Below are 21,619 nucleotides of genomic sequence, written 5' to 3'. Positions count from 1 at the left end.
CCCCCTCGTTCCCCTGGGTGGGGCACCCAGTCCCGGGATCCGGTCACAGGACCCCGGGCACCGGGTTTTTGAACTGACTGGTCAGTGCAAAAACTACCCCGAACCTCTGAGCGAAGCAAAAGAGCAGGTCAGAACGGATTGTCAGTGCCATACCCCACGATGGGCACATACGGCAGCCCGTATCAGGGCGTGCCGTCACACAGACGACAGGAGGTTCGTCATGGCCAGTCACCACGCAGCCGCCGCACGCCGGCGCCGCGCCACCGGCCCTGCCCCCTCACTGACCGGCCCGGCGAGCGACGTGCACCCCGTGCTGCGCCGGGCCACGGCCCCGCCCGCCGCCCTCGACCTGCTGGCTCAGGCCCGCGCCGCACTGGAAGAGGCCACCCTCCTCGAAACGCCGAACGAGCGGTACGCGACGGCCCATCTTGCGGCCCTGCGCACCGCCGCCGCCGTGCTCGCCGCGCGCGGGCGCCCGGAGCCGACCGCGCGACGCCGCGCGAAGATCCGCAGCGCCTGGGAAGTGCTCCCCGAGATCGCGCCCGAACTCACCGAGTGGAGCGCGCTGTTCGCCTCCGGCGCCGCCCGACGCGCCCGCGCCGAGGCCGGCATCCGGGGCGCGGCCGGCACCCGGGACGCGGACGACCTGATACGGGACGTGGCGATGTTCCTGCGCCTGGTCGAGCGGATGCTGGTGCTCCAGCCGGTGCTTCCGCAGCCGCGCCAGGAGCCGGAGCGGGAGATGCCGGACGCGGGGTGAGGATCCGGGTGGGGTGAGGGGCCCGGGGCGGGGGCCGGAGGCAATAGGGTGGAGGCGCCTGAAGCCTTTCGCCCTGGTAACGGGGGTCGGAAGGCCGTCCGATCGCTCCGCCGAACTTGAGGCGGTGCCGCGCCGAGGAGTCAACTGCCGTGTCGGACCCCACTCGCCCCCGCGCGTCTCTCCGTACCGCCGTGGTCTGGGAGGTCCTCAAGGACGCCCTCGACCGCCGGGTCAAGGCCACGGGGCGGGACGTGCTGGACGTCCTCGACACCGGTGGCGGCAGCGGCAACTTCGCCGTGCCCGTCGCCCGCCTCGGCCACCGCGTCACCGTCGTCGACCCCAGCCCGAACGCGCTGTTCGCGCTGGAGCGCCGGGCCGCCGAGGCCGGTGTCGCCGACCGGGTGCAGGGCGTGCAGGGCGACGCGCACGGCCTGTTCGACGTGGTCGAGCGCGGCGGCTACGACGTGGTGCTGTGCCACGGCGTCCTGGAGTACGTCGACGACCCCGCCGAGGGCGTCCGCAACGCCGTCGCGGCCCTGCGCGCCGACGGTGTCCTCAGCCTGCTCGCCGCCGGCCTCGGCGGTGCCGTGCTCGCGCGGGCCCTCGCCGGGCACTTCAAGGAGGCCAGGCAGGCGCTTCAGGACCCGAACGGCCGCTGGGGCGAGGGCGACCCCGTACCGCACCGCTTCACCGCCGAACAGCTCACCGCGCTCGTGGAGGACGCGGGCCTGAGCGTGGGCGCGGTGCACGGCGTACGGGTCTTCGCGGACCTGGTGCCCGGGGTGCTGGTGGACACCGAGCCGGGCGCGCTGGAGGCGCTGCTCAAGCTGGAGGCCGCGGCGGCCGAGTCCCCGGCGTTCCACTCGGTGGCGACGCAGCTGCACGTGCTGGGTGAGACCGCGGGGGCCGCCGAGTCCTGAGCGGACTGTTCGTGGCGCCCCGCTGATCAGCGGCTTGGCGGCGGATGGAGTACGCCACAGGCCCCCCGATCGGACGGTCCGCGCCGTATGATCGAGGGAGACCGACCGGCATGACGGGTCGGCCGCTGGGGAATGAAGATCTCAGTGAGCCGGGACGGGCATGGCGGATACCGGTTGGCCAATTGGCGTAGAGGGGCGGGTTTCAAGGGGGCGATTCCCTGCCTATCCTGAAGGGGACCCCCGGTCGCCCCGGCGACTGCACGATGAGGAGGACTCCGTGCCGCTCTCGGAGCACGAGCAGCGCATGCTCGAGCAGATGGAGCGAGCGCTGTACGCCGAAGATCCCAAGTTCGCGTCGGCGCTTGAGGGAAGCGGGCTGCGTACGTACACCCGGCGGCGGGTCTACCAGGCGGTCGCGGGCTTCCTCGTGGGTATCGCGCTCCTCATGGCCGGTATGGTCGCGAAGCAGATCTGGATCAGCGTGGTGGGATTCCTCGTCATGCTGGGCTGCGCGGTGCTCGTGGTGACCGGTTGGCGCAAGGTTCCCAAGCCGGGTGAGCAGGCAGCGCCGGGCATCCGCCGACAGGTGCGCCCGCGACGCTCCATGATGGACCGCATCGAACAACGCTGGCAGCGCCGACGGGACGAACAGGGCCAGTAGCCGCAGACGTGACGCAACAGGGGCGACCGGAAGGTCGCCCCTGTTGCTGTACCCGTACGCGCCCTGGCGGCCCGCCGCAGCCCGTGCCGGCCGCCGCCCCCGGCCGTGCGCGGCGACGGCGGAACGCCGGGCTTGCAGCGGCGAGCCGGTAGCGCCGGCAGGCCCGGATAGTCGTGTAGTCGTGCGACCGACGACGGCGCCGCTGGAGTGCCCTCATGCCGTCGAGGCAGTGGGGGAGCCGTGCCGTACCAGGCCATCGGACGCCGAGCGCAGTGCCCGGTGGCGCCCGCCCGCCGCCCGCCCCGTCGCCAGGGCGGGCGGCACCCCGTGTCAGCGCCCTCGCTGGTCCGACGGGCGGCGTACCAGGGCCGTCCAGCGGGTCGCCCAGCGCATCCTCAGGTCCGCCCAGCGGTCCGCCGCCGCCCATACCGCGCGCATCGCCGAGGGCGGGGCCACTATCGCGCGAAGCCGGGTGCGGCGGCCGGCGGTGGAGCGCAGGGACGCTCGCAGCCTGCGCACGTCGTCCACCAGGCCCGTCTCGGACCGCGGCTCCGGCGCGTACAGCACCTGCTCCACCGCGCCCGCCACCCGGTGCACGGCCCCGGCCGTCTCGGGGTCCAGCCGGCCGAGCCGCACGATCCGCTCGGCCGCCTTCCGCGGGGTCAGCGCGTCGTCCGGCGCGATGCCGTAGTCCCACGCCGTGTCCGTGAGCTCCCGCCAGACGGCCAGGGTGTGCCCCACGGCCACCTCGGCCGCCCGGCTCGGGGCCGTCTCACCGGGCAGCACCGTCATCCCCATCTCGTCCGCATACCGCTCACCGCCGCGATCCCCGCGGCGGACGCGGGCGAGCGGCAGCGCGGACGGAGCGTGCTGCGCGGAGGCCAGCCGCACCGACCGGCTCCTGATCCGCCACAGCATCGGCGTCAGCGGCACCGCCAACAGCACCAGACCCAGCAGCGCCCAGAACAGCACCCGGTACCACGGCGGCCCGTCGTCCCCGGAGCCCGCAGCGATCTGCGAGGACTGGCTCGGGCATCCCTCGATCTTCCGCAGGGCCGCCGAGCAGCTCTCGCTCGCCGACGGCGCGGTGGACGACGCCGTCGACGACGACAGCGACGGCCGCGGCACCACCGGGATCTCCCCGGTTGGCGTGTTCGACTGCGTGTAGGACGGGGTCGAGCCCCGGTTCGGGGTCGGCTCGAAACGGGTCCAGCCCACGCCCTCGAAGTACAGCTCCGGCCACGCGTGCGCGTCCCGCAGCCCCACCGACATCGAACCGTCCCCCTGCGCCGACCCCGGCGTGAAGCCCACCGCGACCCGCGCCGGTATCCCCAGCGTCCGCGCCATCGCGGCCATCGCGAAGGAGAAGTGCACGCAGAAGCCCTGCTTGTCCTTCAGGAACCGGGCGATCGCGTTCGGTCCGGTGCCGACCTGCACCTGCGTGTTGTAGGTGAAGCCGCCGTCGACCGCGAAGTAGTCCTGGAGCTTGACCGCCTGCTCGTAGTGGTTCGACGACCCGGCCGTCACCCTGCGGGCCGTCTGCGCCACCACGGCGGGCAGCGAGGACGGCACCTTCGTGAACTCGCGCTTCAGCGACGCCGGCGGCTCAGGGGCCTCGGCCAGCTGCTCCGCCGTCGGCTGCACGATCAGACTCTTGACGTCGTACTGCACGCCCCGCGTGTTCTGCCCGTGGTCGCCGACGAGTGTGCGGCCCACCGGCTCGTACCGCCAGCTGCCCTTGATCTTCACGCTCGTCGCCGGGTACGGCATCGGCAGCCAGTCCTGCGCGTACCAGTCCGCCGCCGAGATCCGCGTCTCGATCTCGGTCCGCCGCACGCTGCCCGCCAGTCCCGTCGGCGTCGGGAACGAGTCCGGTACGTTGTTGATGTGCCGCTGGGCGGGCTTCCAGGTGGTGCCGTCGAAGTCGTCCAGGGCGACGATCCTCAGGTACATGTCCTGGGTGTCGTCCGTGTTGGTGCGGTACGCCATGACCTGGCGGTCCTGGTCCACGTTCAGGCTGTCGCGCAGCGAGACCAGCGGGTTGACCGCGGAGATCGTGTTGCCGTCGCCGAGCCCCGCGCCCACCCCGGCCCCGGTGCCGTCCAGCAGCCCGCCCCGCAGCGAGGGCAGGGCCAGCGGCACCACCAGGGCGATGCCCAGCGCCACCGCGCCGATCCGCCGCCCGGTGCGCACGGGAGCCACCGCGCCCCCCAAGTCCCCGCCCCCCGCGCGCGGGGCGCCTGTGAAGACCCGCCCCCACTGGGACAGCCGGTCCCGGCCCTCGGCCAGCAGCAGCATCAGATAGCCGCCCGCGGCCACCAGGAACCACATCCAGTCGGCTCCGCCGTGCGACAGGGCCGTCGCCACCGCGTACAGCGCGAGCAGGGGCAGTCCGGCCGGGGCCGCCGCGCGGAACGTCACCGCCAGCGCGTCCACCAGCAGCCCGATCAGCAGCACCCCGCCGACCAACATCAGGCGGATCCCGGGCGTCAGCGGCGCCGGGCTCGTGTACCGCCCGACGTCGTCCCTGCCCGACTGCAGCAGCTCCCCGAAGTGATGGAAGGCGTCGGGGCCGGGGACGAAGCCGGCGAGGGCATGCTGTCGGGCGAAGACCAGCGTGAGCAGCAGCAGGGCGACCACCACCTGGCAGGCGAGGGTCAGCGGACGCGCCAGCGGCACCCGCCGGGTCGCCGCGCCCACCCCGGTCACCACCGCCACCAGCATCGCCGCCTGGAACAGCCAGGTCGCCGGGCTCACCAGCGGCAGCAGGGCGCACGACGTCATCAGCGTCGCCGCCGCGGCACACAGTGCCAGACGCGCCCGCCCGCTCATGACCGTCCCTCCGTGCCGCTCAGGGCGCCCACGCCCGTGCGCTGCCGGTCCGCCTCGCGCCACAGCTCCGTCAGGGACACGCCCCGCGGCACGGGCACGGCGGTCCAGCCCGCCTCGCGCAGCAGCCGCAGCCGCTCCCCGCTCCGGTCGCCAGGGCCCGGCACATCGGTCGGTTCGCGTCCCCAGGCGTCGCTGTCCAGCACGAACGCGAGCGCGCCCCCGCTGCGCCCGCTCATCTTGGCGGCCATCGCGGTCTGCTCCTCGTCGAGATCGCCGAAGAACGCCACCAGCAGCCCCTCGTTCCCGCCGCGCAGCACGTCGTAGGCGCGCGAGAGACCCGCGCCGTCCGAGTGGTCGATCACGGCGAGCGCGTCCATCATCAGTCCGGCCGCGTCCGCGGACTCCTGGCTCGCACCCGCGAACCCGTCCGCGCCCTCACCGGGCACCGAACTGCCCGTGTCGGTCAACAGCCGCACGGAGAAGCCCCGTTCGAGCATGTGCACCAGCGCGGACGCCGCGCCCGTCACCGCCCACTCGAAGGCCGAGTCCGGGCCCGCGCCCTGGAAGGCGATCGCCCGGGTGTCGAGCAGCACCGTGCACCGGGCCCGCTGCGGCTGCTCCTCCCGGCGCACCATCAGCTCGCCGTAGCGCGCGGTGGAGCGCCAGTGCACCCGGCGCAGGTCGTCGCCGTACCGGTACCCGCGCGGGATCACGTCGTCCTCGCCGGCCAGCGCCAGCGAGCGCTGCCGCCCGTCGCCGTACCCCTGCGCCTCGCCCGCGAACCTGACCGGCGGCAGCGGCTCCACGCGCGGGACGACCGTCAGGGTGTCGTACGTGGAGAAGGAGCGGGTCAGCTCGCACATCCCGAAGGGGTCGGTCAGCCGCAGCTGGAGCGGGCCCAGCGGGTACCGGCCGCGCAGGTCCGAGCGCACGCGGTAGGACACCTCGCGGCGACCGCCCGCCTCCACCCGGTCCAGGACGAACCGGGGGCGCGGCCCGAGGACGTAGGGCACCCGGTCCTGAAGCATCAGCAGCCCGGTGGGCAGCCGCGAGACGTTGTCCATCCGCAGATGGACCCGCGCCTCGGACCCCGCGGGCACCCGCGAGGGGGACAGACGACGGCTGCCCGCGACCCGGTAACGCGTGCGGTACAGCACGGTCGCGCACGCCAGGGGCAGTACCGCGAGCAGGATGCCCACCCGCAGCAGCTCGCTCTGGCCGAGGACGTAGGCGCAGATCGCGGCGGCCACACCGGCGGCCAGGAAGGACCGGCCGCGCGTGGTCAGCCCGGCGAGCGCGGTGCGCAGCCCGCCCCGGTCCTCCTCGGCCGTGCGCGCCGTCCCCCCGTGGGTCATCAAAGGCTCCGGGGCGGCTGCTGGCCGAAGCCGCGACCCATGGTGAGGCCGGACTGCTGCTGGGGCCCGGCGGGCACGGGGGTGCTCTGCAGGATCTCCTGCACCACCTGTTCCGCCGTACGGCGGTTGAGCTGGGCCTGGGCGGTGGGCAGCAGCCGGTGGGCGAGGACCGCCACGGCGAGCGCCTGCACGTCGTCCGGCAGCGCGTACTCCCGGCCGGCCAGGGCGGCGGAGGCCTTCGCCGCGCGCAGCAGGTGCAGCGTGGCGCGCGGCGAGGCCCCGAGTCTGAGGTCGGGGTGCGTGCGTGTGGCGGCGACCAGGTCCACCGCGTAGCGCCGGACCGTCTCGGCGACGTGGACACCGCGGACGGCCTCCACCAGCTTCACGATCTCGTGCGCGTGCGCCACCGGCTGGAGGTCGTCCAGGGGGTTGACGCCGCCGTGGATGTCGAGCATCTGCAGTTCGGCCTCGGGGCTGGGGTAGCCGATGGAGACACGGGCCATGAAGCGGTCGCGCTGGGCCTCGGGCAGCGGATAGGTGCCCTCCATCTCCACCGGGTTCTGGGTGGCGACCACCATGAAGGGGCTGGGCAGTTCGTACGTCTGGCCGTCGATGGTGACCTGCCGCTCCTCCATCGACTCCAGGAGCGCGGACTGGGTCTTGGGCGAGGCGCGGTTGATCTCGTCGCCGATCACGATCTGGGCGAAGATGGCGCCCGGCTTGAACTCGAAGTCCCGCCGCTGCTGGTCCCAGATGGACACGCCCGTGATGTCCGAGGGCAGCAGGTCGGGGGTGAACTGGATGCGTCGCACCGAGCAGTCGATGGACCGGGCCAGTGCCTTGGCGAGCATGGTCTTGCCCACGCCGGGGACGTCCTCGATCAGGAGGTGGCCCTCGGCGAGCAGCACGGTCAGCGAAAGCCGTACGACCTCGGGCTTGCCCTCGATCACTCCTTCCACCGATTTGCGGACGCGCTCCACAGTGGCGGTCAGATCAGTGAGGCTCGCTCGATCGTCATAGGTCGTCACCCGGCCCTCCTCGGCCCGTTCTTTCTCCGGGCCGACGCTCTGCTGTGCGGACCGGCCCACCCCGAAACACGGACACCACGCGTGGGAAGTTCCGCGTGACGCCACAACCCGCAATCTTGCCGCCGTTACCGATTCGTGTCACTCGCCTGTGGATAACTGGCCGCGATATGTCGGCCTTACGGGCTTTTTGGTGCACCAGAGCCGGGATCTTTGTCCGAATGGACTTTTCCCGGCGGCTTGCTGACGGCGGGTGGAGTACGGGGTGGGAGCCCGGTACGTGCCGTTACGCCGGATCGATCTCCCGCAGCCGGCCCGTCTTCACGTCGAACACGAAACCGCGCACGTCGTCCGTGTGCACCAGGAACGGCGAGGTGCGCACCCGCTGCATCGACTGCCGCACGTCCTGGTCGACGTCGCGGAACGCCTCGACCGCCCAGGAGGGCCGCTGGCCGACCTCCATCTCCAGCTCGTGCCGGAACTCCTCGGTCAGCGACTCCAGGCCGCAGCCCGTGTGGTGGATGAGCACGACGCTGCGGGTGCCGAGCGCCCGCTGGCTGATGGTGAGGGAGCGGATCACGTCGTCGGTGACCACGCCGCCCGCGTTGCGGATGGTGTGACAGTCGCCCAGCTTCAGGCCGAGCGCGGCGTGCAGGTCGAGGCGTGCGTCCATGCAGGCCACGACGGCGACGCCGAGCACGGGACGGGCGTCCATCCCGGGATCGGTGAACGCGGTGGCGTAGCGCTGGTTGGCCTCGACGAGGCGATCGGTGACGGGGCCCACTATGGCGCCTTCGGGACCGGCGGGTACGGATGCGGAAGTCGTCATACCCATGACGTTACTGGTCGTCGGCGATCTCGGCCCGCTGTGGGCAGGGACAAAAAACGCCACCGCGGCATGTTGTGAGGTAACCCACACGCGACGGGAAACATCCACCGGATGGGTGAATCCTTTCGAATCCTCCCGCCGCGCCGGGCCGGTGGCGCCACACGCGGGCCCCTTGATTGACCGCGAGACAGGGTGGACTAAAGTGACGCGAAGCGGGAGGCGAGACGCTCTCCCCGCCACTGTTCACCCCGGAGACGTCGGCGGACGCCGATGACTCCCCGCGTGCGCGGCGCGTACGTACGGCTCGGCCTCCTCCCGCTCCCGGTCGGCTGACGCTTCCGGCGCCGGCAGGCCGCCTTGTGAGCGGGCGGGGACCTGGCGGTGCGATGCGGGCCGCGCCGGATCTGAGAGGCCCCCTTGTCCCAGAGTCGACACGTGCCCGTCATGCTCCGGCAGTGCCTGGACATGCTGGCCCCGGCCCTCGCCGAGCCGGGGGCCGTCGTCGTCGACTGCACCCTCGGGCTCGGCGGCCACAGCGAGGCGCTGCTGACGCGGTTCCCCGAGGCCCGGCTCATCGGGCTGGACCGGGACAAGGAGGCGCTGCGCCTGTCCGGGGAGCGCCTCGCCCCCTTCGGCGACCGCGCCACGCTGGTGCACGCGGTCTACGACGAACTGCCCGACGTGCTCACCCGGCTGGGCGTTCCGCGCGTCCAGGGCGTGCTCTTCGACCTCGGTGTCTCCTCCATGCAACTCGACGAGGCGGAGCGCGGTTTCGCCTACGCCCAGGACGCCCCGCTCGACATGCGCATGGACCAGACGACGGGCATCAGCGCCGCCGAGGTCCTCAACACCTACCCGGCCGGCGACCTGGTGCGGATCCTGCGGACGTACGGCGAGGAGAAGCAGGCCAAGCGGATCGTGTCCGCGATCGTGCGCGAGCGCGAGAAGGAGCCGTTCACCAACAGCGCGCGGCTGGTGGAGCTGATCCGCGACGCGCTCCCGCAGGCGGCCAAGCGGACCGGCGGCAACCCGGCCAAGCGCACCTTCCAGGCGCTGCGCATCGAGGTCAACGGCGAGCTCGCCGTCCTGGAACGGGCGATCCCCGCGGCCGTCAAGGCACTGTCCGTCGGCGGCCGCATCGCCGTCCTCTCCTACCACTCGCTCGAGGACCGCCTGGTCAAGCAGGTGTTCGCGGCGGGTGCGGCGAGCACCGCGCCGCCCGGGCTGCCGGTCGTCCCCGAGCGCTACCAGCCCCGGCTCAAGCTCCTCACCCGCGGTGCCGAACTTCCCACCGAGGAGGAGATCGCCGAGAACCGCCGGGCGGCCCCGGCACGTCTGCGTGGTGCGGAGCGCGTCCGTGAGGACGTCGAGTGAGCCAGGGCACCGAGTGAGCCGTACGACAACCGAGTGAGGCGCACGAAAGGGGTGGGCGAGTGAGCAGGCGACGCGAGGAGGGTGTGGAAGCGCGGCGGGAGGGCGTGTGAGCGGCAAACCCGAACTCAGGGGCCGGGCAGCCCGGCTCGCCCGGCTGATCCCCGCCGGCGGCACCCGGGCCGCCCGTACCCCGTTCGTGCTGCTCGTCGTCCTGCTGCTCGGCGGCGGCCTCATCGCGCTCCTCATGCTGAACTCCGCGCTCAGCGAGGGCGCGTTCAAGCTCGACGACCTGCAACGGCAGACCAAGAACCTCACCGACGAGGAACAGGCCCTCCAGCGGGACGTGGACGCCTACTCCGCACCCGACGCGCTCCAGCGCCGGGCCCGCGAACTCGGCATGGTCCCCGGCGGCGACCCCGCCTTCCTGAACCCCGACGGCACCGTCAAGGGCGTGCCCGTGCCCGCCGGTCAGCAGGCCTCGGCGAGCACCGCCGCCGTGCGCCCGCCCGAGGCGCTCGGCACCGGCCCGGCTGCACCGCCGTCGCCCTCCCGCTCCACCCATCCGGCCGCCGCCCCCACGGCCGCGTCCCCGACGCCGGCCACCCCCACGGCCGCGTCCCCGACCCCGGCCGCGACACTCACGGCCGCGTCCCCGACACCGGCCGCCCGGACGGCCGCGTCCCCGACCCAGCCCGTACACCCCTCCCCGACCCCCGGCAGGTGACGGAAGTGTCCGACAGGGAACCGCCGCGCCGTCGCGTGCCCGGCCCCGCCCGGCCCGTGCGCCCCGACGCCCGGCCCCGCCCGGGCCCCGGCGCCCGCCCGGCACGCCGCCCGGCGCCGGGCCGCCGCCCGGCCCCGCGCACCATCCGGCTCGGCAGCCCCCGCCCCCGGCTGCGCCTGATCGGCCTCGCACTGGCCCTGGTGATGACCGCCTTCGTCCTGCGGCTGCTCCAGGTGCAGGCCGTGGACGCGAGCGCGTACACCGCCAAGGCCGACCAGAACCGCTACGTCGGCCGTACCCTGGCCGCCGTCCGCGGCGAGATCACCGACCGCGACGGCGTCGAACTGGCGAGCAGCGTGGACGCGTACGACATCACGGCCGACCCGACGCTCTTCACGCCCAAGGCCACCAAGGTGGCGGACGCCCCCGAACAGGCGGCCGCGCTGCTCGCCCCGATCATCGGCCAGGAAGCCGCCGAGGTCGCCAGGAAGCTCAAGACCCCGGACACCCAGTACGTGCTGCTCGCCCACCGCCAGACCCCCCAGGTGTGGAACCAGATCAAGGATCTGAAGAACACCCTCGCCGCCAAGGCGAGGACGGACCCGAACACGGCCAACGTCCTCGCCGGGGTCCTCGCCGAGCCCACCAACAAGCGCGTCTACCCCAACGGCGACCTCGCCGCCGGGGTACTCGGCTGGGTCAACGCCGACGGAAAGGGCGCCGGCGGCATCGAGCAGCAGCTGAACCAGGAGCTGGCCGGCAAGGACGGCAAGATCCGCTACGCCCAGTCGGGCGGCCGTCTGGTGCCGACCGCGGGCTCCGCCGAGACACCCGCCGTGGCCGGTTCCGACGTCGAACTGACCCTCGACCGGGACATCCAGTGGGCCGCCCAGAGCGCCATCACCGAGCAGGTGAAGAAGTCCGGGGCGGACCGCGGGTACGTCGTGGTGCAGGACACCCGGACGGGTCAGATCCTGGCCCTCGCCAACTCGCCCGGCTTCGACCCCAACGACCTCTCGCACGCCGACACGGCGGCCCTCGGCAACGCCGCCCTGCAGGACGCGTACGAGCCCGGTTCCACCGCCAAGGTCATGACCATGGCGGCCGTGCTCCAGGAGAACGCCGCGACCCCGCTGACCCACGTCACCGTGCCCAACCGGCTGCACCGCGGCGACCGGCTCTTCGCGGACGACGTCGACCACGCGACCTGGTACCTGACCCTCAACGGCGTCCTCGCCAAGTCCAGCAACATCGGCACCATCCTGGCGGCCGGCCAGCTCGGCAGGACGCAGGCGCAGGCCAACCAGGTCCTGTACTCCTACCTGCGCAAATTCGGCATCGGCCGCCCCACCGGGCTCGACTTCCCGGGTGAGACCGCCGGTATCCTCGCGCCGCCCGGAAAGTGGTCGACCTCCCAGCAGTACACGATTCCTTTCGGCCAGGGTGTGTCGCTCAACGCGGTGCAGGCCGCGTCCGTCTACTCGACCATCGCCAACGGCGGCGTGCGCGTCGAGCCCACCCTGGTGCGCGGCACGAAGGGCCCGGACGGCCGCTTCACCCCTGCCCCGCAGCCCAAGAGGACCAGGGTCGTCAGCGACAAGACGGCGAAGACGCTCGCCCAGATGCTGGAGGCCGTCGTGGACGACGGGCAGGGAACCGGCAACAAGGCGCGCATCCCCGGCTACCGCGTCGCGGGCAAGACGGGTACGGCCAACCGCGTGGATCCGGCCACCGGCAGGTACCGCGGCTACACGTCCTCCTTCGCCGGTTTCGCCCCCGCGGACAACCCGCGCGTCACCGTCTACTGCGCGATCCAGAACGCCACCAAGGGCAGCTATTACGGCGGCGACATCTGTGGCCCGGTCTTCAAGCAGGTGATGGAGTTCGCCCTGAAGACCCTCCAGGTCCCGCCCACCGGAGCCGCCCCAGCGAACCTGCCCGTCACGTTCAAGCCATGATCAGCTCTACGAAGCACTACGGGAAAGACCGACCAGGAACCAGCTCGTGACAACGAACACTCCCGATCCCGGGAACCACACCCCGCCCTCGCCCACCCGTCTCCCACCACCGCCCTTGTCGGACCGCGCTTCGCGCGGGCTCCCTTTTCGCCCCCCGAGGGGTACGCCCGGTACGCTCACCGCCGTGCCACACGCTGATCAGTCCCCCACCACTCAGAAGGGCGCTTCCGTGACATATCCGGGACCGCCCAGGCCGCATCACGTCTCCGCCACACCCCTCGCGGAGCTCGCCGGCCAGCTGGGTGTCACCGCCCCGGAGGGCGCCGCCGAGGTCACGGGCATCACCCACGACTCTCGCGCCGTGCGCCCCGGCGACCTGTACGCCGCCCTGCCCGGCGCCCGAGCGCACGGCGCCGACTTCGTCACCCAGGCCGCCGGACTCGGCGCGGTCGCCGTGCTGACCGACCCGACGGGCGCCGAGCGCGCCGCCGCGACCGGCCTGCCGGTCCTGGTGGTCGACGACCCCCGCGCACGGATGGGCGAGCTGGCGGCCACGATCTACGGCCACCCCGGCCGTGACCTGCTCCAGATCGGCATCACCGGCACCTCCGGCAAGACCACCACCGCCTACCTGGTCGAGGGCGGTCTGAAGACGGTCCGCTCCACCGGACTCATCGGCACGGTCGAGATGCGCATCGGAGAGACCCGCATCAAGTCCGAGCGCACCACCCCCGAGGCCACCGATCTGCAGGCCCTGTTCGCGGTCATGCGCGAGCGCGGGGTCGAGGCCGTCGCCATGGAGGTCTCCAGCCACGCGCTGGTCCTCGGCCGCGTCGACGGCTGCGTGTTCGACGTCGCCGTCTTCACCAACCTCAGCCCGGAACACATGGAGTTCCACTCCGACATGGAGGACTACTACCGGGCGAAGGCGCAGCTGTTCACGGAGAAGCGCAGCAGGCTCGGCGTGGTCAACTTCGACGACGAGTACGGCCGCAGGCTCGCCAAGGAGGCCGGCGTCCCGGTCGTCACGTACTCCGCCGAGGGCCACCCGGACGCCGACTGGCATGCCGAGGACGTCCACATCGGCCCGCTGGACTCCACGTTCACCGTGATCGGCCCCAAGGAGCAGCGAATCGCCGCGAGGTCGCCGCTGCCGGGCCCGTTCAACGTGGCGAACACCCTCGCCGCGATCGTCGCCCTGGCCGAGGCCGGGCTGGACCCGCAGACCGCCGCCGACGGCGTCGCCGCCGTACCGGGCGTCCCCGGGCGCCTGGAACGCGTGGACGCCGGGCAGCCCTACCTCGCGGTCGTCGACTACGCCCACAAGACCGACGCCGTGGAATCGGTGCTGCGCGCCCTGCGCAAGGTCACCGAGGGCAGGCTGCACGTCGTCATCGGCTGCGGCGGCGATCGTGACACCACCAAGCGCGCCCCGATGGGCGCCGCCGCCGCCCGGCTCGCCGACACCGCCGTACTGACCTCCGACAACCCGCGCTCCGAGGACCCCCTCGCGATCCTCGCCACCATGCTCCAGGGCGCCGCGTCCGTGCCCGCGCACGAGCGCGGCGAGGTCCAGGTCTTCGAGGACCGGGCCGCCGCCATCGAAGCCGCCGTCGCCCGCGCGCGGCCCGGGGACACCGTGCTCGTCGCGGGCAAGGGCCACGAACAGGGCCAGGACATCGCCGGAGTGGTCCGTCCCTTCGACGACCGCCAGGTGCTTCGCGAAGCTATCCAGAAGACCCAGGGATGAACTTGTGATCGCCCTCTCCCTCGCCGAGATCGCAGAAGTCGTCGGCGGGCAGACGCATGACATACCGGACCCGTCCGTCCAGGTCACCGGGCCGGTCGTCCGGGACTCCCGCGAGGTGGGGCCCGGTTGCCTCTTCGTCGCCTTCGTCGGCGAACGCGTGGACGGCCACGACTTCGCGCAGGCGGCCGTCGAGGCCGGTGCCGCCGCCGTCCTGGCGTCGCGCCCCGTCGGCGTGCCCGCGATCGTCGTGGACGAGGTCCAGGCCGCCCTCGGCGCCCTCGCGCGTCACGTCGTCTCACGGCTGGGGGCGACCCTCGTGGCCCTCACCGGCTCCGCGGGCAAGACCAGCACCAAGGACCTCATCGCCCAGGTGCTGCGGCGCAAGGCGCCGACCGTGTTCACACCCGGCTCGCTCAACAACGAGATCGGGCTGCCGCTGACCGCCCTCAGCGCCACCGAGGACACCAGGTTCCTCGTCCTGGAGATGGGCGCCCGCGGCATCGGCCACATCCGCTACCTCACCGAGCTGACCCCGCCGAAGGTCGGTGTCGTGCTCAACGTCGGCTCCGCCCACATCGGCGAGTTCGGCGGCCGCGAACAGATCGCACAGGCGAAGGGCGAACTCGTCGAGAGCCTGCCCTCCTCGGACGCCGGCGGCATCGCGGTCCTCAACGCCGACGACCCGTATGTGCGTGCCATGGCCTCCCGTACGAAGGCGAAGGTGATCCTTTTCGGAGAGTCCGACGAAGCGGACGTACGCGCCGAGAACGTGAGACTCACGGACAGCGGACAGCCCGCCTTCAGGCTTCACACACCCTCCGGTGCATCCGATGTGACCATGCGCCTGTACGGTGAGCACCACGTGTCGAACGCGCTCGCCGCGGCCGCCGTCGCCCATGAGCTGGGCATGTCCGCAGACGAGATCGCCGTCGCGCTCTCCGAGGCGGGCTCCCTCTCCCGCTGGCGGATGGAGGTCACCGAGCGCCCTGACGGCGTGACCATCGTCAACGACGCCTACAACGCCAACCCGGAGTCCATGAAGGCCGCCCTGCGCGCGCTGGCCGCCATGGCCCGGGGACGGCGGACCTGGGCGGTGCTCGGCAAGATGGCCGAGCTCGGGGACGAGGCGCTCGCCGAGCACGACGCGGTCGGACGGCTCGCCGTCCGGCTCAACGTCAGCAAGCTCGTCGCGGTCGGGGGCAGGGAAGCGTCCTGGCTGCAACTGGGCGCATATAACGAGGGTTCGTGGGGTGAGGAGTCGGTGCACGTGTCCGACGCACAGGCGGCGATCGACCTGTTGCGCAGCGAGTTGCGCCCGGGAGACGTCGTACTCGTGAAGGCGTCCCGGTCGGTCAGGCTCGAGAGCGTGGCGCAGGCGCTGCTCGAGACCGGTGCCGAGGGTGAGGTTGCCGCCCGATGATGAAGCAGATCCTGTTCGCAGGAGTCATTGGCCTCTTCCTGACCCTGATCGGCACCCCGCTGCTGATCAAGCTGCTGGCCCGCAAGGGCTACGGCCAGTACATCCGCGACGACGGCCCGCGCGAGCACCACAGCAAGCGCGGTACGCCGACCATGGGTGGCATCGCCTTCATCCTGTCGACCATCGCCGCGTACTTCCTGTCGAAGCTGATCACCGGCTACCCGCCGAACTACTCCGGGCTGCTGGTGCTCGCGCTGATGGCGGGCATGGGCCTGGTCGGCTTCCTCGACGACTACATCAAGATCGTCAAGCGTCGGTCGCTCGGTCTGCGCGCCAAGGCCAAGATGGCCGGACAGCTGATCGTCGGCATCGCCTTCGCGGTGCTGGCGCTGCAGTTCGCCGACAGTCACGGCAACACCCCGGCCTCCACCAAGCTCTCCTTCGTGCAGGACTTCGGCTGGACCATCGGCCCGGTGCTGTTCGTCATCTGGGCGCTGTTCATGATCCTCGCGATGTCGAACGGCGTGAACCTCACCGATGGTCTCGACGGCCTGGCGACCGGCGCGTCCGTGCTCGTGTTCGGCGCGTACACGTTCATCGGCGTCTGGCAGTTCCAGGAGTCCTGCGCCAACGCCATGACGCTGACCAACCCGTCGGCCTGCTACCAGGTGCGCGACCCCCTCGACCTCGCCATCGTCGCCTCCGCGCTGATGGGCTCCTGCCTGGGCTTCCTGTGGTGGAACACCTCACCCGCCAAGATCTTCATGGGCGACACCGGGTCGCTCGCGCTGGGTGGCGCGCTGGCCGGCCTTGCGATCTGCTCCCGCACCGAGTTGCTGCTCGCGCTGCTGGGCGGCCTGTTCGTCCTGATCACCATGTCCGTCGTGATCCAGGTCGGCTCGTTCCGCCTCACCGGTAAGCGGGTCTTCCGGATGGCGCCGCTCCAGCACCACTTCGAGCTCAAGGGCTGGTCCGAGGTCCTGGTGGTGGTCAGGTTCTGGATCATCCAGGGTATTTGCGTGGTCGTCGGACTGGGCATCTTCTATGCAGGATGGGCAGCGGAAAAGTGACCGACTGGCAGGGCAAGCACGTCACCGTCGCCGGGCTCGGCGTCTCGGGCGTCCCGGCGGCCAAGGTGCTGCACGGTCTCGGCGCGGTCGTGACCGTCGTCAACGACGGCGACGACGAGCGCGCCCGGGCGCAGGCCGCGGAGCTGGAGGCGCTCGGGATCACGGTCCGGCTCGGTGACGGCGCGACCCTGCCCGAGGGCACCGAGCTGATCGTCACCGCGCCCGGCTGGAAGCCGGACAAGCCGCTGTTCGCCGCCGCCGCGCAGGCGGGCGTGCCGGTCTGGGGCGACGTCGAGCTCGCCTGGCAGCTGCGCGGCCCCGACGCCGCCCCCTGGCTCGCGGTCACCGGCACCAACGGCAAGACCACGACTGTGCAGATGCTCGCCTCCATCCTGAAGGCGGCGGGCCTGCGTACGGCCGCCGTCGGCAACATCGGGGTCTCGCTGCTCGACGTCGTCCTCGGCGAGGAGAAGTACGACGTGCTGGCGGTGGAGTTGTCGAGCTACCAGCTCCACTGGGCCCCGTCGCTGCGCGCCCACTCCGCCGTGGTGCTGAACCTGGCGCCCGATCACCTCGACTGGCACGGCTCGATGGAGGCCTACGCCAAGGACAAGGGCCGTATCTACGAGGGCAATCGGGTCGCCTGCGTCTACAACGTCGCCGACAAGGCCACCGAGGACCTGGTGCGCGAGGCGGACGTCGAGGAGGGCTGCCGGGCCGTCGGCTTCACGCTGGGCACGCCCGCGCCGTCCCAACTCGGCGTCGTGGACGGCATTCTGGTGGACCGCGCCTTCGTCGAGGACCGGCAGAAGAACGCGCAGGAGCTGGCGGAGGTCTCCGACGTCAACCCGCCCGCCCCGCACAACATCGCCAACGCCCTTGCGGCGGCGGCCCTCGCGCGCGCCTTCGGGGTGCCCGCCAAGGCAGTACGGGACGGCCTGCGCGCCTTCCGGCCGGACGCGCACCGCATCGCGCACGTCGCGGACGTGGACGGCGTCGCCTACGTCGACGACTCCAAGGCCACCAACACGCATGCCGCGCAAGCCTCGTTGGCGGCCTATGAGTCGATCGTGTGGGTCGCGGGCGGGCTCGCCAAGGGGGCGACCTTCGACGAGTTGGTCGCGGGCGCGGCCAAGCGGCTTCGGGGTGTGGTGCTCATCGGTGCGGACCGGGCGCTGATCCGTGAAGCCCTCGCGCGACACGCGCCGGAAGTACCCGTGGTGGACCTCGAACGGACCGACACTGGGGCGATGCGGGCGGCTGTGGCCGAGGCGCGGAAGCTGGCGCATGCGGGTGACACCGTGTTGTTGGCCCCGGCCTGTGCCTCGATGGACATGTTCGCCAACTACAACAAGCGTGGGGATGCGTTCGCGGAGGCCGTTCGCGAACTCGGTGAGGGCGCGGGCGCCTGACGCCGGGTCTCGGCCACCGCCGGTGGCCTGGGGACCCTTGGAGGGACTCGTGAGTCGAATGTGGCTGGTGATTCGTCGGCGGCGATCCGCCGGTGTCACAGCGACGATGAGGTGACCGGTGGCGACAAGTAGCCGTACCACGCCGCGTGCGCCCAAGCGCCCCTCCACCGCCCCGCCGCCGCGCGACAACGCCCTCACCCGGCTCGTCGCGCGGGCCCGGCGGGCCTGGGACAGGCCCCTCACCGCGTACTACCTGATCCTCGGCAGCAGTCTGCTGATCACGGTGCTGGGTCTGGTGATGGTCTACTCGGCCTCCCAGATCACCGCGCTGCAGATGTCGCTGCCCGGGTCGTACTTCTTCCGCAAGCAGTTCCTGGCGGCCGCGATCGGGGCCCTGCTGATGCTCGTCGCCTCGCGGATGCCCGTGAAGCTGCACCGGGCGCTGGCGTACCCGATCCTGGCCGGTGCCCTCTTCCTGCTCGTCCTGGTGCAGGTGCCGGGGGTGGGCATGGCGGTCAACGGCAACCAGAACTGGATCTCGCTGGGCGGCTCCTTCCAGATCCAGCCCAGCGAGTTCGGCAAGCTCGCGCTCGTGCTGTGGGGCGCCGACCTGATCGCGCGCAAGCAGGACAAGCGGCTGCTCACGCAGTGGAAGCACATGCTGGTGCCGCTCGTTCCGATGGCGTTCCTGCTGCTCGGGCTGATCATGCTGGGCGGCGACATGGGTACGACGATCATCCTGACCGCGATCCTGTTCGGACTGCTGTGGCTGGCCGGGGCGCCCACGCGGCTGTTCGCCGGCGTGCTGGGCGTCGCCGTGGTGCTCGGCGCCCTCGCCATCGAGAGCAGCCCGCACCGCCTGAACCGCCTGGCCTGCATCGGCGCGACCGACCTGGGTCCGAACGACATCTGCTGGCAGGGAGTGCACGGCCTCTACGCCCTCGCCTCGGGCGGAATCTTCGGTTCCGGGCTCGGTGCGAGTGTGGAGAAATGGGGGCAACTCCCCGAGGCGCACACGGACTTCATCTTCGCCGTCACCGGTGAGGAACTCGGCCTCGCGGGCACGCTGTCGGTACTGGCCCTCTTCGCGGCTCTAGGCTATGCGGGTATCCGCGTGGCCGGACGCACGGAGGATCCCTTCGTGAGGTATGCCGCGGGAGGCGTGACCACCTGGATCATGGCCCAGGCCGTGATCAACATGGGTGCGGTGCTCGGCCTGCTGCCGATCGCCGGCGTCCCGCTCCCGCTGTTCTCCTACGGAGGATCCGCCCTGCTGCCGACCATGTTCGCCATCGGGCTGCTGATCGCCTTCGCGCGCGACGAGCCCGCTGCGCGGGCGGCGCTTGCGATGCGGCAACCCCGCTTTGGTAGAAAGCGGGCGGGAGGCTCTGTGTCTGACCGGGGGCCTCGGAGATGGAACACGATGCGACGGCGTGCCTCGGCGGCGCGTTCGTCCGGAGAGCGGTGAATTTCGGTGCATGTCGTACTCGCCGGTGGGGGGACCGCCGGCCACATCGAGCCCGCGCTCGCCCTCGCGGACGCCCTGCGCAGGCAGGATCCCACCGTGGGGATCACAGCCCTGGGCACGGAGCGCGGGCTGGAGACCAGGCTCGTCCCCGAGCGGGGCTATGAACTCGCGCTGATCCCCGCCGTCCCGCTGCCGCGCAAGCCGACGCCCGAGCTGATCACGGTCCCCGGGCGGCTGCGGGGCACGATCAAGGCGGCCGAGCAGATCATCGAGCGCACCAAGGCGGACGCCGTCGTCGGCTTCGGAGGCTATGTCGCACTGCCCGGTTACCTGGCCGCCAAGCGCCTCGGCGTGCCGATCGTCATCCACGAGGCCAACGCACGCCCCGGCCTCGCCAACAAGATCGGCTCGCGGTACGCCGCCCAGGTCGCCGTCTCCACCCCGGACAGCAAGCTGCGCGGCGCCCGCTACATCGGCATCCCGCTGCGCCGCTCCATCGCCACCCTGGACCGCTCCGCCGTACGGCCCGAGGCCCGCGCCGCCTTCGGTCTCGACCCGAACCTGCCGACGCTGCTGGTCTCCGGTGGCTCGCAGGGCGCCCGCCGGCTCAACGAGGTCGTCCAGCAGGTCGCCCCGTACCTCCAGCAGTCCGGCATCCAGATCCTCCACGCGGTCGGCCCGAAGAACGAACTGCCGCAGGTGCACCAGATGCCGGGGATGCCCCCGTACATCCCGGTACCGTACCTGGACCGGATGGACCTCGCGTACGCCGCGGCCGACATGATGCTCTGCCGCGCGGGCGCGATGACCGTCGCCGAACTCTCCGCCGTCGGGCTACCGGCCGCGTACGTCCCGCTGCCCATCGGCAACGGCGAACAGCGGCTGAACGCCCAGCCGGTGGTCAAGGCCGGCGGCGGACTGCTGGTCGACGACGCGGAACTCACGCCGGAGTGGGTCCAGCAGAACGTCCTGCCGGTGCTCGCCGACCCGCACCGGCTGTACCAGATGTCCCGTGCCGCCAGCGAGTTCGGCCGCCGTGACGCCGACGAACTGCTGGTCGGCATGGTGTACGAGGCGATCGCCTCGCGCCACCAGTAACAGCTTGAGGGAAGGCAGGAACCGTGGCCGGACCGACGACCGCCGAGCGTGGTGAGCGGAAGCAGGTTCGGCCCGGCCCGCCCCGGCCGACCCGCCTCGGGCGTCTGCGCACCCTTCGTATGCTCATCATCCTTTCGCTGGCGGCGGTGTTGGCGGTCGGCGGCTCGCTCTGGCTGCTGTACGGCTCCCCGTGGCTGCGCGTGGAGCATGTGTCCGTCTCCGGAACCAGGGTCCTGACCGCGGCGCAGGTGCGCGAGGCAGCCGGAGTACGGATCGGATCGCCGCTGATTTCCGTCGACACCGAGGTGATCGAGGCGCGTGTGCGCCGGAAACTGCCCCGAATTGACACGATTGACGCCGTCCGCTCCTGGCCCCATGGAATCGGGCTGAAAGTGACTGAACGTACTCCGGTTCTGGTCATCAAAAACGGCGGAAAGTTCGTCGAAGTGGACAGGGAGGGTGTACGGTTCGCCACGGTTTCGCAGGCCCCGAACGGCATCCCGGCTCTGGAATTGACGGTGTCCAAGTCGGCCGGCTGGCGCCGATTCGGCACCGACCGGATGGTCCGCGAGGCCGCCCTCGTGGCGCAGGACGTACCGGCCGGCGTCAAGCGGGACATCCGGACCGTCAGAGTCCGTTCCTACGACGCCATCTCCCTGGAGTTGACCGGCGGGCGGACCGTGCTGTGGGGCAGCAGCGAGAGGGGCCGCGCGAAGGCCACCGCGCTCACCGCGCTGATGAAAGCCGCGTCCGGCGCGCGCCACTTCGATGTCAGCGTTCCCACCGCCCCGGCGTCATCGGGGAGTTGACGCACATCCGCGCAGGCCAGCACCCTGGTTGGGCACTGCTACGGCTGATCACATAGGGTGAAAAGAAAAGCGGGAGGTTCGGCGTGTTCGTTGAACGGGCGCCACTTGTCGACTTAGTGTCCTGTTCGGAAGAGTCCAAGGAACAGACACACTG

At 71.8% G+C, this 21,619-nt stretch carries 17 protein-coding genes; 13 read left to right on the top strand and 4 right to left on the bottom strand.

From position 1 onward, the window contains the following. Window positions 1-220: 220 nt before the first annotated feature. From ACIRC0_RS13595 to ACIRC0_RS13585, 3 genes are all read left to right on the top strand, one after another. Complete coding sequence (locus ACIRC0_RS13595; RefSeq protein ID WP_403615401.1) at window positions 221-760, top strand: SAV_6107 family HEPN domain-containing protein; 540 nt, start codon at window positions 221-223, stop codon at window positions 758-760. A gap of 149 nt (window positions 761-909) precedes the next feature. Then, complete coding sequence (locus tag ACIRC0_RS13590; protein ID WP_403615399.1) at window positions 910-1,680, top strand: methyltransferase; 771 nt, start codon at window positions 910-912, stop codon at window positions 1,678-1,680. A gap of 277 nt (window positions 1,681-1,957) precedes the next feature. Continuing rightward, window positions 1,958-2,341, top strand: a complete 384-nt coding sequence (locus tag ACIRC0_RS13585) for a DUF3040 domain-containing protein (protein ID WP_403615397.1) — start codon at window positions 1,958-1,960, stop codon at window positions 2,339-2,341. Between the two features lie 330 nt (window positions 2,342-2,671). On the opposite strand, the gene ACIRC0_RS13580 is transcribed toward ACIRC0_RS13585, so the two are convergent. From ACIRC0_RS13580 to ACIRC0_RS13565, 4 genes are all read right to left on the bottom strand, one after another. Next, a complete protein-coding gene (locus ACIRC0_RS13580) occupies window positions 2,672-5,173 on the bottom strand; it encodes a DUF3488 and DUF4129 domain-containing transglutaminase family protein (RefSeq protein ID WP_403615394.1) in 2,502 nt (833 codons plus the stop codon). Further along, window positions 5,170-6,528, bottom strand: a complete 1,359-nt coding sequence (locus tag ACIRC0_RS13575) for a DUF58 domain-containing protein (protein WP_403615392.1) — start codon at window positions 6,526-6,528, stop codon at window positions 5,170-5,172. Before ACIRC0_RS13575 ends, ACIRC0_RS13580 begins: the two co-directional genes overlap by 4 nt. Beyond that, the gene (locus tag ACIRC0_RS13570; protein WP_403615390.1) at window positions 6,528-7,556 is read right to left on the bottom strand and encodes an AAA family ATPase; all 1,029 of its coding nucleotides are present in this window, start codon (window positions 7,554-7,556) and stop codon (window positions 6,528-6,530) included. The genes ACIRC0_RS13575 and ACIRC0_RS13570 overlap by 1 nt, the downstream gene beginning before the upstream one ends. Window positions 7,557-7,839: 283 nt before the next feature. Then, on the bottom strand, window positions 7,840-8,382 hold the full coding sequence (locus ACIRC0_RS13565) for a carbonic anhydrase (protein WP_366028448.1): 543 nt from the start codon (window positions 8,380-8,382) through the stop codon (window positions 7,840-7,842). A gap of 417 nt (window positions 8,383-8,799) precedes the next feature. Between ACIRC0_RS13565 and rsmH the strand changes: the two genes are divergently transcribed. The 10 genes from rsmH (at window position 8,800) to ACIRC0_RS13515 (ending at window position 21,465) form a co-directional block, all read left to right on the top strand. Continuing rightward, window positions 8,800-9,756, top strand: coding sequence for a 16S rRNA (cytosine(1402)-N(4))-methyltransferase RsmH (gene rsmH / locus ACIRC0_RS13560; RefSeq protein WP_403615387.1), 957 nt, complete (start codon window positions 8,800-8,802; stop codon window positions 9,754-9,756). A gap of 106 nt (window positions 9,757-9,862) precedes the next feature. Further along, entirely contained in the window at window positions 9,863-10,480 is a 618-nt protein-coding gene (locus tag ACIRC0_RS13555) for a septum formation initiator family protein (protein WP_403615385.1), read from the top strand. 5 nt (window positions 10,481-10,485) lie between these two features. Next, on the top strand, window positions 10,486-12,438 hold the full coding sequence (locus ACIRC0_RS13550) for a peptidoglycan D,D-transpeptidase FtsI family protein (RefSeq protein WP_403615383.1): 1,953 nt from the start codon (window positions 10,486-10,488) through the stop codon (window positions 12,436-12,438). Between the two features lie 229 nt (window positions 12,439-12,667). Continuing rightward, complete coding sequence (locus tag ACIRC0_RS13545) at window positions 12,668-14,188, top strand: UDP-N-acetylmuramoyl-L-alanyl-D-glutamate--2,6-diaminopimelate ligase (protein WP_403615380.1); 1,521 nt, start codon at window positions 12,668-12,670, stop codon at window positions 14,186-14,188. Window positions 14,189-14,192: 4 nt separating this feature from the next. Further along, window positions 14,193-15,608 carry a UDP-N-acetylmuramoyl-tripeptide--D-alanyl-D-alanine ligase gene (gene murF, locus ACIRC0_RS13540; RefSeq protein ID WP_403615377.1) on the top strand — a complete coding sequence of 472 codons (1,416 nt, stop codon included), beginning with the start codon at window positions 14,193-14,195 and terminating at the stop codon, window positions 15,606-15,608. After that, window positions 15,605-16,678 carry a phospho-N-acetylmuramoyl-pentapeptide-transferase gene (gene mraY, locus ACIRC0_RS13535; protein ID WP_403615375.1) on the top strand — a complete coding sequence of 358 codons (1,074 nt, stop codon included), beginning with the start codon at window positions 15,605-15,607 and terminating at the stop codon, window positions 16,676-16,678. The genes murF and mraY overlap by 4 nt, the downstream gene beginning before the upstream one ends. Continuing rightward, on the top strand, window positions 16,660-18,090 hold the full coding sequence (gene murD / locus ACIRC0_RS13530) for a UDP-N-acetylmuramoyl-L-alanine--D-glutamate ligase (RefSeq protein ID WP_403615373.1): 1,431 nt from the start codon (window positions 16,660-16,662) through the stop codon (window positions 18,088-18,090). The genes mraY and murD overlap by 19 nt, the downstream gene beginning before the upstream one ends. A gap of 118 nt (window positions 18,091-18,208) precedes the next feature. Beyond that, window positions 18,209-19,558 carry a putative lipid II flippase FtsW gene (ftsW, locus tag ACIRC0_RS13525; protein WP_403615371.1) on the top strand — a complete coding sequence of 450 codons (1,350 nt, stop codon included), beginning with the start codon at window positions 18,209-18,211 and terminating at the stop codon, window positions 19,556-19,558. A 6-nt stretch (window positions 19,559-19,564) separates the two neighbouring features. Beyond that, window positions 19,565-20,656, top strand: a complete 1,092-nt coding sequence (gene murG / locus ACIRC0_RS13520; protein WP_403615368.1) for an undecaprenyldiphospho-muramoylpentapeptide beta-N-acetylglucosaminyltransferase — start codon at window positions 19,565-19,567, stop codon at window positions 20,654-20,656. A 23-nt stretch (window positions 20,657-20,679) separates the two neighbouring features. After that, window positions 20,680-21,465, top strand: coding sequence for a cell division protein FtsQ/DivIB (locus tag ACIRC0_RS13515; RefSeq protein ID WP_403615366.1), 786 nt, complete (start codon window positions 20,680-20,682; stop codon window positions 21,463-21,465). The last annotated feature ends 154 nt before the right edge of the window (window positions 21,466-21,619 follow it).

The organism is Streptomyces sp. NPDC093984, from assembly GCF_044764595.1.
Classification (GTDB): domain Bacteria; phylum Actinomycetota; class Actinomycetes; order Streptomycetales; family Streptomycetaceae; genus Streptomyces; species Streptomyces cynarae.
The sequence above is the reverse complement of the archived record's forward strand: the minus strand, read 5'-3'. Positions and strand labels throughout refer to the sequence as shown.

Bases quoted from the DNA above. Each gene is read 5' to 3' on its own strand.
- murD (WP_403615373.1), top strand. From the start codon at position 16,660: ATGGGCAGCGGAAAAGTGACCGACTGGCAGGGCAAGCACGTCACCGTC.
- ACIRC0_RS13565 (WP_366028448.1), bottom strand. From the start codon at position 8,382: ATGACGACTTCCGCATCCGTACCCGCCGGTCCCGAAGGCGCCATAGTG.
- mraY (WP_403615375.1), top strand. From the start codon at position 15,605: ATGATGAAGCAGATCCTGTTCGCAGGAGTCATTGGCCTCTTCCTGACC.
- ACIRC0_RS13575 (WP_403615392.1), bottom strand. From the start codon at position 6,528: ATGACCCACGGGGGGACGGCGCGCACGGCCGAGGAGGACCGGGGCGGG.
- ACIRC0_RS13580 (WP_403615394.1), bottom strand. From the start codon at position 5,173: ATGAGCGGGCGGGCGCGTCTGGCACTGTGTGCCGCGGCGGCGACGCTG.
- ACIRC0_RS13595 (WP_403615401.1), top strand. From the start codon at position 221: ATGGCCAGTCACCACGCAGCCGCCGCACGCCGGCGCCGCGCCACCGGC.